An 11,986-nucleotide genomic window follows, 5' to 3' on the forward strand; every position below is an offset into this window, starting at 1 on the left:
CTTCTCCCGATGCGGGCGTTTTGATATCAACCACTCGACTGACCCGAGGATCCAGGTGGGCAAAATACAACGCCCCGCAGGTTTCCAGCGATACCGTATAGTCAGCCTCACACAGGCGATGAAGCAATTCGGCACAGGCTTTCTGCGCCAATGGCTCGCCACCGGTCACCGTGACATGACGAACGCCGTAACTGGCCACACGCTCCATAATTTGATCGAGTGAAAACCACTGACCGCCATGGAAAGCGTACGCTGTATCGCAGTAACCACAGCGTAACGGGCACCCCGTCAATCGAACGAACACCGTAGGCACGCCGACCGTGCGGGACTCTCCCTGCAACGAGAGAAAAATCTCGGTTAGGCGCAAACGCGAATGTTTGGGTTCCGAAAGACCAGCCGCCATCAACTTGGCAGGCGTCCCTCGCGGCGCATCTGTCCCAAGCGCTGGCGGGCCAAATCGGCGGCGCTACTGCCCGGATGATCCCGAATCACTTGTTCCAGGTAGGCCTGAGCGGACTTCCACTGAGACTTTTCGTAGTGGATATAGCCGATCTTGAGCAACGCATCCGGGACCTTGGCACTTTTCGGAAAACCCTGGACGACCCGCTCGAACTCGGCCAATGCAGTGTCAAAATCCCGGGTGACATACTTTGCTTCGCCCAGCCAATATTGAGCGTTGCCAGCATATCGGCTTTGCGGATATTGGCGAATGAACTGCGCAAACGCGTCTGCCGCCTGGGTATAACGACCCTCTTTAAGCATATTGAATGCCGCTTCATAGGCCTGTTCTTCGCTTCCATCGATCTGACCAACCGTATCGGTGGGCGCCGATTGGGAGGCTGCGCCGCCTTCCAACACCTGAAGACGACGATCGAGATCCGCATACATGTCGCGCTGGCGCTGCGTTTGTTTTTGCAGTTCGTGACCGTGCTCATCCACCCGCCCGGTAAGCACCCGCTGCTGCTCAGTCACCTGGGCCATATCGTTGACCAAACCGAGCTGTTGGCGTGCTTCCAACTGCCGCTCAAGTTCCGCCAAACGCGCTTCTAAGTCATTGACACGCTCTGGCAACGGTTTTTGCCCATCCGCGGCAGGGAAGGTCGCGCAGCCTGTTAAAACAACGGCACAAGCGAGCGTGATGAAATATTTAAGCATTTTCGTCTTCACTGACATCCGTTATGTGCACCTAATAACCGCTTGGCCGGAGAGTACGAAATCAACCGGCGACGAAAAACGGGCTTTCGTCGCCGGCGACGCCGAGACTCATGAAATCAAAGACATTATCTTAGCGCGAATACAAGAAGTCGACACGACGATTCTTGGCCCATGCCACTTCACCCGTCCCCCAATCCGCCGGTTTTTCTTCACCGAAGCTGACCGTGGTAACCTGGGACTCGGCTACGCCCCGCGCGATTAACAAACGCTTGACCGCATCGGCTCGTCGGTTACCTAAACCCACGTTGTACTCCCGAGAGCCGCGCTCGTCGGTATGACCTTCGAGGGTCACCGTGACGCCGTCGTGTGTGAGTAGATAGTCCGCGTGCGCATCAATCGCCTGCATGTACTCAGATGCAACCACGCTGCTGTCGAAGGCAAAGTAAATCGACAATGATTCCAGTTCTTGTTGAGCCTGCTGCATGGCTTGTGCAGCGAGTTCTTCCGGGCTCAAACCGGCATCTGTGTCCACGCCGGTGGTTTCCGCCCACCCCGAATCCGAATCGCCCTCGCTTGGCGTTGTAATCTCGCTTTCAGGCGTGGTGGCACACGCGGCGAGCAGCAGCGCCGCCAACGACAATACCGCGATTTTCAATAAATTTTGCATGTTACGCTCCTAATGGAAGTCTTGTATCTACCCAATGTGGATATCTCGAAGTAGGACGGATGCCCCATTCGAAAAACGGTTCACTCATCTGCCCGATTAGTTGGCTTTTGCCGAAACGGCGACCATGCCGCTTCACGTACATCACCGTCGCCCGCCAAACGCTGCCGCACTCGTCCGTCAAAAGAAACTGTGGATAAGACACCGGCCCGCTGATAATCGCTGGCATAGATAATCATGGCGCCGTTGGGAGAAAAACTGGGGGACTCATCCAACGGTCCGTCGCTTAAAACCCGGAGTGAGCGGTTGGCTCTGTCCAAAACGGCGATGGAATACCGTCCACCACTGCCGTGAACCACCGCCAAGTATTTTCCGTCTGAGCTGTAGCGGGGACGCGCATTGTAATTACCCTCGAATGTCAGCCGGCGCATTGAGCCGTCCGACAGTTCCAGCTCATAGATCTGAGGGCGTCCCCCGCGATCAGATGTAAACGCGATTCGCTTCCCATCGGGTGAGAAATCCGGCTCGGTGTCAATTGAGCCGCCTCGTGTCAGCTGGCGAAGCACCTGTCCACTCTCACTGTCAATCAGGTATAAATCCGTGTGAGCGCCGTTGGAGAGCGCCACCGCCAGCGTTTTGCCGTCTGGGGACCAGGCAGGCGCACCGTTGATCCCAGGCCTGGACGAGAGTTCGCGGCGCTTTCCGGTTGCCATTTCTTGCACGAAAATCCGTGAACGCCGCCCTTCGAACGAGACATAGGCCAAATGCGTACCATCCGCCGACCAGCTCGGTGACATCAGCGGTTCAGTGGAACGCACGATGGTCCGGGAGTTGGCACCATCGGCATCCGCAACCATTAATCGATACTCGCCCTGCTCGCCCTTCTTCGGACGTTTCAGTGCGCTCACGTAGGCGATTCGCGTATTGAACGCCCCGGGCTCTCCAATCAGTTTTTCATAGATGATGTCGCTGACCTGGTGGGCAGCGGTCCGGATTTCCGCCTCCGACACCGGAATGCGATACGCCGCAATGGATTGACCCCGCAACACATCAAACAGCCTAAATTCCACGGCAAATTGCGCATTGCCGGTGGGGATCACCTCACCCACCACCAAGTGATCGACACCCGCTGTGCGCCAAAGCGCGAAATTCACGCCATCGGCATCGCGGGGAAACTGAGGCAACTCGCGCTCGGGAAGGAGCGAAAAACGTCCGCTTCGAGCCAAGTCGGCCGCAATGATTTGATCCACGGGAACCCCAGGGGCCGACGCTCCGCCCTGAAATGGGACGACCGCAATCGGTAAGGCGCCACTCACGCCTTGGGTAATTTCGATCCTCAGAGCCCCGAAGGCCGCAGTGCTGACTAACGCCAACACGATCGCGAGGACGGCACTGGCTCGACAATTTTTCACTGCAAACTCCCCTGCCTGAAGATAAATCTGATTTCGCGCTCGAACAGCCGCGGATCGGGGGGTGTCGGCAAAGGCGACGCCCGAAAAACCGCATCCTCCACCGACTGATCCAAAGCCGCCGACCCACAACTGGTGACCACCTGCGCTCGAACGACCTCGCCACTGGGCAGTTGGGTCACGCTGACTTCGCAGGTGATTGCGCCGAGTTCGCCCGGTGGCTGCAACCAGCTGCGCTCAACCTTCTGCCGAATCGCATCAACGTAAATATCTCGGTCTCGACTCAGCTTGGCCTGTTGGCGAGCTTGTTCCTCGCGCGCAAGTTGCTCCTGCAACGCCTGCCGACGCGCCTCATCTTCCGCCTTGAGACGCGCTTCTTCCGCCGCCTTGCGTTTGGCCTCCGCTTCCGCTTTTAGGCGCGCTTGTTCCTCGGCTTTGCGTTTAGCTTCGGCTTCGGCCTTAAGACGGGCTTGTTCCTCGGCTTTACGTTTGGCCTCCGCTTCGGCCTTCCGACGCGCTTCTTCCGCCGCCTTGCGTTTGGCCTCCGCTTCCGCCTTTAGGCGCGCTTGTTCCTCGGCTTTGCGTTTAGCTTCGGCTTCGGCCTTAAGACGGGCTTGTTCCTCGGCTTTACGTTTGGCCTCCGCTTCGGCCTTCCGACGTGCCTCTTCCGCAGCCTTACGCTTGGCTTCCGCTTCGGCCTGTAAACGGGCTTCTTCCGCCGCCTTGCGTTTGGCCTCCGCTTCGGCCAAACGCCGCGCTTCTCGCTCAGCATCGATTTTGCGCTTGTCGATCACCGTTGCCTGCACGACGGCGATCTCATGGGCGCGCGGAACCGGCACCGGCCGCGGGCGAAACTCCACGAACAAAAACACCAACACAATCAGGTGCAAAACAACAGAGACGATCAACCAGCGTTTGTCGCCCAAACCCCGTAAGCGCTTTTTCACGGCGTGGTCAAATCAATCTGTTCGGGTGGCTCGGTCATCAACCCCACACTGGGCGCCCCGGCTTGCTGTAGTACCACCATGGCCGTCACCACGCTGCCATAAGGCACTTGATTGTCACCCTGTACCAAGACCGGCGTATCGGGCCGCTCCCGCAATGCTCGGGAGACGCTGGTTAGAATGATCTCGACATCCACCGGCGATTGGGGATTGTCCAATAGACTCAAGTAGAACCGACCTTCGGCATCCACGGTTAAGATAATCGGCTCTTGGGTTTCGATATCTTCCAGCGTCAACGGTTGGGCATCGGCTTGGGGCAGATCAACTTCGACACCACGGGATAACAAAGGCGTTGTGATCATAAAGATAATCAGTAACACCAGCATGACGTCGATATAGGGAACGACGTTCATCTCGCCCATGAAACGACGTTTGCGAGCTCCTTGGCGCATTGATTCCAATCCTCTAGCGGATCACGGGTTGCTTGACTGTCGATTTCGGCGTTGCATCTACGGTGACGCCGACGTGCCGCTGCAAAATGTTGGAAAATTCATCGCGAAAACCGTCCAAACCGCTGTCGACCCGGTCCATTTCCGCGCTAAAACGGTTGTAGGCCACAACAGCCGGAATCGCGGCAAACAACCCCATAGCCGTCGCGATGAGTGCCTCGGCAATCCCCGGCGCCACCATACTCAAGGTCGCTTGCTGGGCGCCCGCCAGTCCCTGGAAGGAAGTCATAATCCCCCATACCGTTCCGAACAAACCAATATAAGGACTGGTCGACCCGATGGTCGCCAAGGTCGGCAGGTGGGTCTCCAAGCGTTCCAATTCACGTAGCTGGGCGGCACGCATGGCGCGCATGGCGCCTTCCACTTGATCTTCGGGACCAGGCGACGAGAGCTGACGAACCCGCAGGAACTCACCGAACCCCGCGACAAACAATGCGGCCATGCCTTCCCGAACACGCTCCCGGCTCGTTTGGCGATATAACTCCCCCAGTTCAATACCCGACCAAAAACGTTGTTCGAACGCCTTATACTGACTCCGCATTTTCGACAGTTGCGCACGCTTGGTGAGAATGGCGTACCACGAGTAAATCGAAATCAGCAACAAAAGGCCCATCACGCCTTTGACCAGCGGACTGGCCGCAAGAACCAACGAAAGAATCGAGACCTCAGGGGCCATTGGTAAGCTCCTCAACCAAACGCAGGGGCAATCTGACCGGTTTCATGTCAGGGTGTTTAAGACAGGCAATCCACACTCCGGCCTTGCATAACACAGCATCGCCACGGCGAACTTCTTGGTGAAACTGCAAACGTGCCGGCCGTATCGATCCTACGCTGGCCGTTGCGATTAACGCATCGTTGAATCGAGCGGGTTTCAAATAATTCACTTCCAACGAGACGACCGTAAAAACCCTGTTCTGTTCCGCCAGCAAGCGATCCTGCTCAAAACCCAACTGACGCAGCCATTCGGTGCGGGCGTGCTCCATCATTTTCAGATAGTTGGCATGATAGACAATGCCGCCAGCGTCGGTATCGTCATAATAGACCCGAACCGGCCAATGAAATTCCTTCAACACGAACCCCAATCATTCAAACGAAGCCCACTGAACCCGGACCGTCCAACGACATAGACGGAACCCGGGCTCTTAACCTCACGCCCAAGGTACGAAACCTTGATGCGGGGAAAAAAGTCGAGCCCGCCAGGAAACTGACACCGCGCGGATACCACTAATATCTTCTGATCGCGCCCAACACAGGTGGGCGCCTTACTATAAACTGGCGCTGAAGCCTTGTCATGGCGTCCCCCTGCAAAAAAAAGGCCCTCACAAGGAGGGCCAACAAGGGGGGGAGTCGTTTCGACCGGGCCGTTACCTTGGGCGGTCGGCCAATGCTCGTTCTACGGTCCAGATCCCTCGGCTACTGCGTGAGCTGAATTCTCGTCATTCTCCATGCCACCCAAGTGCCGGCAATTCGCTTCATGCAAATCATGAAGCAATTGTCGGGCCAACTCCCTTCGGCAACCTAAAAACAGGCAGTTACGTTAAGCCACGGTCACTATTGCAGCCGGCGCGCATGAAAATCTGTCGCCAATAAGCGACGGCTCTGCCGCGCTGTTAAGATAAGACCATGAAAAGGTGGGGTTTTATGGCTGTCGCCATTTGGAGACACTAATCGAGGTTAACGGATTTGAAATGGGCTGGATCGAGCTTGTGGCGATTGAGCAGTTTGTAAAACTCGGTGCGGTTTCGGCCGGCCAAGCGTGCCGCTTGGGTCACGTTGCCCTGAGTCATATGAAGCAAGCGGGTCAGATAGTCTCGCTCGAAATGCTTTCGGGCATCAGCTAATGGGATCAACTCACCGCTTTTTCCCCGCAATGCTTGCTGGATTAGCGCAGCGGGAATACTCGATGTGGTCGCCAAAGCGACTGATTGCTCCACGACATTGAAAAGCTGTCGCACGTTGCCCGACCAATTGGCAGTGACCAGAGTTTCCATGGCGTCCGCGGCAAATCCGCTGACTTGCTTCTCATAACGCTTCGCCAGCAGATCGCGAAAATGGTTTGCCAATAGCGGAATGTCTTCGCGGCGCTCCTCTAAGGAGGGCAAGGTCAGCGTCACGACATTCAAACGATAGAACAAATCTTCGCGAAACCGACTGGCCTCAATTTCCTTCTCCAAATCGCGATGGGTGGCCGAAATCACCCGAACATCGACCGCTACCGTGGATGTGGACCCAACGGGTCGGACTTGCCGTTCTTGCAGAACGCGTAATAGCTTGACCTGCAAGGCCAAGGGCATATCACCAATTTCATCCAACAGCACGGTCCCGCCTTCCGCGGAACAAAACAAGCCCTCATGGTCTTGGGTGGCACCGGTAAACGAGCCCTTGCGGTGCCCGAACAATTCCGACTCCAGCAGCGATTCAGGGATCGCCCCACAATTAACGGCCACGAATGGGCCGGATGCCCTTGTGCTGGCTTTATGTATGGCGCGCGCCAGCAGCTCTTTGCCCGTCCCGCTCTCACCTTCGATCAAAACACTGGCATCGGTGGCGGCAACACGCTTGGCACGATTGAGGACGTCCTCCATCACCAAACTTCGACTGACCATTTCACTGCGCCAGGCTTCGTCCTTCGCCGTCGGCTCAGGGCCGCTACCACCGGTCACAGCGAGGGCATCATGGACATGATCAAGCAAGGCCTGACTGTCAAACGGCTTGGTCAGAAATCCGTAGACGCCGTTTTTGGTGGCCGTAACCGCTTCGGGAATCGACCCGTGCGCGGTAAGAATGATGACAGGTAACAGCGGGCGGCCTTTGCGAATGTGATCGAATAAAACCAAACCATCCATTCCGTCCATACGCAAATCCGTGATGACCAAGTGCGGCCGAAAAGCGGCGAGTAAACCTAAGGCTTCTTCTCCGCTTTCCGCCGTCGCCACGTCATAGCCCGACGAGCGCAGCCGCAGCGAGAGCAACCGCAACAAGCCGGTGTCGTCATCTACCAACAGTATTTTTTTACCCGTCGACACATGACCTCCGCTGTTCAACTCACGGCTGCGAGCGATCGCGTGTTTGAATTCTGCGTTCAATGTCTTTGAGTGCCTCGATTTGCTGCTTTTGTTGCTCGATCAGATCGAGCAGTTGCTGTTCTCTGGTGACATCGTAAGCGGCGCGTCTTTTCAGACTTTGCAAAATCGAGACCAGTTCTGCGACACCCGGCGACAACACCTCTCCGGGCATCTGGCACGCGCGCAGCAATCCGGCCCCCCGCGGTGGTGCTTGTGCCACCACATCGGCTCGCGTTAGCAACATGGCAACCATGAACGCTTCGCGGGAACAGTCCGTCGGCAAGCCGAAGCGCGTTTGGGCGCGGTAAAGCTCGACCGCGGCGCCGGTTTCCAACAGCAACACGTCACGGTACAGGACAATGAGCTCCTCCGCGGCAAACTCCGGCCCCTTATGACTGATGGCCTTCGCTGGCTTCTCCGGCTGCGCTGGCGACGTTTCGTGTGCCGGCGGCGCCGAACGGGGCGGCGCCATCATGCATGCGGTCAGTACCATCAGCATCCCGACCACCCATGCGGCCCTTAACCCTTTCATTTCGTATCCTCGTCCGGCAGGGGCAACACCGCGCGCATCCAGGCACCCGGCCCTTCATGCACGACCACTTCGAGATTCCCGTTGTGGACACGCATGTATTCTCTGGAGATTGACAGTCCCAAACCCGATCCTTTGACATACGCCTGCGCCAGTTGGGGACCCTGGTAAAAGGCATCGAACACCTTTTCGCGATCCGCCGGATCAATACCCGGCCCCTGATCCACCACATCCAGTACGGCCCGTCCGTGTTCCTCCGTCAAGCGAATGCCAACTTGGCCCGCGGTACGCGAAAACTTGATGGCATTGGCGATCAGATTGTCGATGACGGTCCTCAACTTGTCTTCATCGGCATGGGCTTTCACTGGCTCCAATATCACCTCAACGCGTAAGGTTTTACTCAGTATGGCCGGTTTGTGATTTTGCACGACTTCGCTCACAAGGGATTTGAGGTCTATATCCTTGAGATTGAGTCGGGGCGTTTGCGATTGCGCCATACTGAAATTCAATAAATTCTCGATCAGCCCCTGTAAATTCACACTGCTGCGGGTGAGAATATCCACAATCTCCCGCTGTTCGCGATTTAGCGGGCCTGCCACCGCATCCTTTAACAGCTGCCCCCCCTCTCGGATGGCCGTCAACGGCGTTTTCAATTCATGGGACATATGACGGAGAAATCGGGTTTTCTGCCCTTCTAACTCAATCAATCGAAGGCGCAACCAATCCAATCGCTCACCCAATCCTTCAACGTCTCTTGGGCCGGTGACCCGAATGGGATGATCGAAGTTGCCGTCGCCCAAGTCGCGAATCGCTCTTTCGACTTGCCGGATCGGGCGAGATATCAGCACCGGAAACACGATCGCGGAAAAAACAGCCAAGGACACCAAGCCGGCCGCGATCCAGAGAAAAGTTTGCCTCGCCCGGGTGGCCGTCGCCTGAAGAATCTCAACCTCACGGTCAATCATTTTGCTGCTACCGACAAAGACGGCCCGTGACATGTCCATCAAACGAGAGAACATCGCCGTGACCTCCACATCCCGCACAGGACGGCGTTCTGATCGCAAACGGAGGTAGGTTTCGTTTTCGTATGTTCCCAGTTCGGTTACTTGGCCGCGTAGCGACTGATCCAACGCCAAGGCCTGGAGTGCGTCGATACTTTTTTGGAACTCGGAACGACTGGCCTCATAGGCAGCAAACAGCTCGGCATCAGACAACACCAGATATTGACGAACATTGCGCTCCATCGCCGTCACTTGTTCTGCCAACAAGCGGCTGTTCTGGCTGGCCTGCATGGACTGATAAACGGCAAATCGGCTTTGGTCGGATAAGGTACCGACATAACTCACCGCATAACCGACCGCCACGATCAAAGGCAGGAAGACGAACGCGAATCCGTACAAAATGAGTCGGACAATTGACCCTGTGCGGATAGTCATCGGTAATCGCCCCTAGCCGAGGTTCGACACCCAACGCACCGGGGCACGTGAGCAGCCGGTCGCCAAGATCGGCTGATGGCCATGCGGGTCAATCGGCATCGAATAGCGGCCCCGGTGAGTCATCACGACCAGGCGGCCCGTTTCGCTTTATCCCGAAGTGCACATAAGCGCTCGAGGTGGCAATGCGGCCTCGGGGCGTTCGCTGCATAAAGCCTTGTTGGATCAAATAGGGTTCGATCACGTCTTCAAGCGTTCCGCGTTCCTCGCTGATGGCGGTCGCCAGACTATCGATACCGACGGGCCCACCATCAAAACGCTCAAGCAGACACAGCAACAGTTTGCGATCCATCATATCCAAGCCGTGAGTGTCCACATCCAGAAGATTCATGGCCCGATCTGCTGTATCACGGTCGACATATCCACTGCCCTTGACCTGGGCGAAGTCCCGCACCCGGCGCAGAAGACGGTTGGCTACCCGCGGGGTTCCCCGAGATCGACGCGCGATCTCCACCGCACCACCTTCGTCCATTTCCACGCCGAGTATGGACGCGGAGCGCCGGACAATGTGTGTTAACTCACTGACGGTATAGTATTCGAGACGCTGAACGATACCGAATCGGTCGCGCAGCGGCGAAGTCAACAATCCGGCCCGAGTGGTCGCACCGACCAGGGTAAACGGCGGTAATTCCAGCTTGATCGAACGCGCCGCCGGACCTTCGCCGATGACGATGTCCAGCTGATAGTCTTCCATCGCGGGATAGAGAATTTCCTCGACCACCGGGCTGAGACGATGAATCTCATCGACGAACAAGACGTTTCCGGGCTCCAGGCTGGTCAAAATCGCCGCCAAGTCACCCGCGCGTTCCAAAACCGGACCGGATGTCTGCCGCAGGTCCGCCCCCAACTCATGGGCGATGATATGGGCCAAGGTGGTCTTGCCTAGACCGGGCGGGCCGAACAACAACACATGATCCAGCGCCTCATGACGTTGCCGAGCCGCGGTAATAAAGATTTCCATCTGCTCACGAACCGGAGCCTGACCGACATAATCGGCAAGCCGGCGGGGGCGAATCGCCCGATCCACCGCATCGTCGCCCTGCTGGGCGGCGGAGGCGACGATACGATCTTTTTCAATACTCATGAGCAGATTTCAAATCCGGAAAGATCACTGAAAGGTGGACTTCAACGCCAGTCGGATAATTTCCTCGCTACCCAATCCCGCCGTTTCCAGGCTATGTAACAGTCGGGTGGCTTCGTTCGGCTTGTATCCCAGCGCGATCAGCGCTCCGTGGGCCTCGGCTATTGGATCCATGGCCGGCGCGTGTGATTCTGGCATGGTAGGAGACTTAACATCGGTCCACTCACCGAGCTCCAATCGGTCCTGCATTTCCACCAGGAGACGTTCGGCGGTTTTCTTTCCCACCCCCGGCAGTTTAACCAATGCCGCCGTGTCACCCCGCCGAATACAATCCACGAAGACATCAACACTCATACCGGAAAGCAGATTCAGGGCCAGTTTGGCCCCTACGCCGGACACACGAACCAGCTCCCGGAACAGGGTTCTTTCGGCACGGCTGTGAAATCCATAGAGGGTCATGGCATCTTCGCGAACTGCCAAGTGGGTGAACAACAGCACTTCCTCGCCCGCGACGGGCAGTCGCTCAAGCGTGGAGGAAGGGACTTCGACCTCATACCCCACACCAGCCACGTCGAGCAGTACGATGGGTGTTGCAATCTCGAGCACTTGGCCACGCAATAAACCGATCATCCCGACAAACGCTCCGCAAGCCGCTGAGTATTGGCATGACAAACCGCGACGGCCAGAGCATCCGCAGCGTCGGCTTGTGGCGTTCCCGAAAGCCCCAGCAACGTTGTGACCATGTGTTGAACCTGAGTCTTAGTGGCCGCCCCGGTTCCAACCACCGTCTGCTTAACAAAGCGGGGCGCGTACTCGGCCACCCGTAGTTGCCGTAAACCCGCCACACACAGGACCACGCCCCTGGCCTGTCCCAGTTTAAGCGCGCTGTCTACGTTGCGATTGACGAACACTTTTTCGATACCGACTTCGTCCGGCCGATATTCGTCCATGACTTCCGTCATGCGCCGAAACAGCAAGGACAGCCGGTCGACCACATCACTGCCGTCCAATCGAATGCAACCACTGGCGAGGTACCGATGTCGACCCGCCGACCCGCGTTCTATGACGCCAAAGCCGGTGATACGGGAACCCGGATCGATTCCCAGTATGCGCGACATAACTTAGCATCGCCCCCGA

At 57.1% G+C, this 11,986-nt stretch carries 14 protein-coding genes; all 14 read right to left on the reverse strand.

Annotation, left to right across the window (positions count from 1 at the left end):
• Window positions 1–403: radical SAM protein (locus SVU69_02895; protein ID MDY6941945.1), on the reverse strand; the 403-nt coding region annotated here is incomplete at its 3' end.
• Window positions 403–1,173, reverse strand: coding sequence for a tol-pal system protein YbgF (ybgF, locus tag SVU69_02900; GenBank protein MDY6941946.1), 771 nt, complete (start codon window positions 1,171–1,173; stop codon window positions 403–405). The genes ybgF and SVU69_02895, both read right to left, overlap by 1 nt.
• 112 nt (window positions 1,174–1,285) lie before the next feature.
• Window positions 1,286–1,822: a peptidoglycan-associated lipoprotein Pal gene (pal, locus tag SVU69_02905; protein ID MDY6941947.1), complete on the reverse strand. Its 537-nt coding sequence runs from the start codon at window positions 1,820–1,822 to the stop codon at window positions 1,286–1,288.
• An 80-nt stretch (window positions 1,823–1,902) separates the two neighbouring features.
• Window positions 1,903–3,231: a Tol-Pal system beta propeller repeat protein TolB gene (gene tolB, locus SVU69_02910; GenBank protein MDY6941948.1), complete on the reverse strand. Its 1,329-nt coding sequence runs from the start codon at window positions 3,229–3,231 to the stop codon at window positions 1,903–1,905.
• Window positions 3,228–4,175 (reverse strand): cell envelope integrity protein TolA, encoded by a 948-nt coding sequence (gene tolA, locus SVU69_02915; protein MDY6941949.1) that lies wholly within the window; start codon window positions 4,173–4,175, stop codon window positions 3,228–3,230. The genes tolB and tolA overlap by 4 nt, the downstream gene beginning before the upstream one ends.
• A complete protein-coding gene (gene tolR, locus SVU69_02920) occupies window positions 4,172–4,624 on the reverse strand; it encodes a protein TolR (GenBank protein MDY6941950.1) in 453 nt (150 codons plus the stop codon). The genes tolA and tolR overlap by 4 nt, the downstream gene beginning before the upstream one ends.
• A gap of 13 nt (window positions 4,625–4,637) precedes the next feature.
• Entirely contained in the window at window positions 4,638–5,357 is a 720-nt protein-coding gene (gene tolQ, locus SVU69_02925; protein ID MDY6941951.1) for a protein TolQ, read from the reverse strand.
• A complete protein-coding gene (gene ybgC, locus SVU69_02930) occupies window positions 5,347–5,754 on the reverse strand; it encodes a tol-pal system-associated acyl-CoA thioesterase (protein ID MDY6941952.1) in 408 nt (135 codons plus the stop codon). The genes tolQ and ybgC overlap by 11 nt, the downstream gene beginning before the upstream one ends.
• A 591-nt stretch (window positions 5,755–6,345) precedes the next feature.
• Entirely contained in the window at window positions 6,346–7,707 is a 1,362-nt protein-coding gene (locus tag SVU69_02935; protein ID MDY6941953.1) for a sigma 54-interacting transcriptional regulator, read from the reverse strand.
• A gap of 19 nt (window positions 7,708–7,726) precedes the next feature.
• Window positions 7,727–8,278: a hypothetical protein gene (locus SVU69_02940; protein MDY6941954.1), complete on the reverse strand. Its 552-nt coding sequence runs from the start codon at window positions 8,276–8,278 to the stop codon at window positions 7,727–7,729.
• Window positions 8,275–9,711 carry an ATP-binding protein gene (locus SVU69_02945; GenBank protein MDY6941955.1) on the reverse strand — a complete coding sequence of 479 codons (1,437 nt, stop codon included), beginning with the start codon at window positions 9,709–9,711 and terminating at the stop codon, window positions 8,275–8,277. The genes SVU69_02940 and SVU69_02945 overlap by 4 nt, the downstream gene beginning before the upstream one ends.
• Window positions 9,712–9,799: 88 nt before the next feature.
• Window positions 9,800–10,852, reverse strand: a complete 1,053-nt coding sequence (ruvB, locus tag SVU69_02950) for a Holliday junction branch migration DNA helicase RuvB (GenBank protein MDY6941956.1) — start codon at window positions 10,850–10,852, stop codon at window positions 9,800–9,802.
• Between the two features lie 24 nt (window positions 10,853–10,876).
• A complete protein-coding gene (ruvA, locus tag SVU69_02955) occupies window positions 10,877–11,479 on the reverse strand; it encodes a Holliday junction branch migration protein RuvA (protein ID MDY6941957.1) in 603 nt (200 codons plus the stop codon).
• On the reverse strand, window positions 11,476–11,967 hold the full coding sequence (ruvC, locus tag SVU69_02960; protein ID MDY6941958.1) for a crossover junction endodeoxyribonuclease RuvC: 492 nt from the start codon (window positions 11,965–11,967) through the stop codon (window positions 11,476–11,478). The genes ruvA and ruvC overlap by 4 nt, the downstream gene beginning before the upstream one ends.
• Window positions 11,968–11,986: the final 19 nt, after the last annotated feature.

Source organism: Pseudomonadota bacterium (assembly GCA_034189865.1).
In the GTDB taxonomy this organism is placed as follows: Bacteria; Pseudomonadota; Gammaproteobacteria; order UBA5335; family UBA5335; genus JAXHTV01.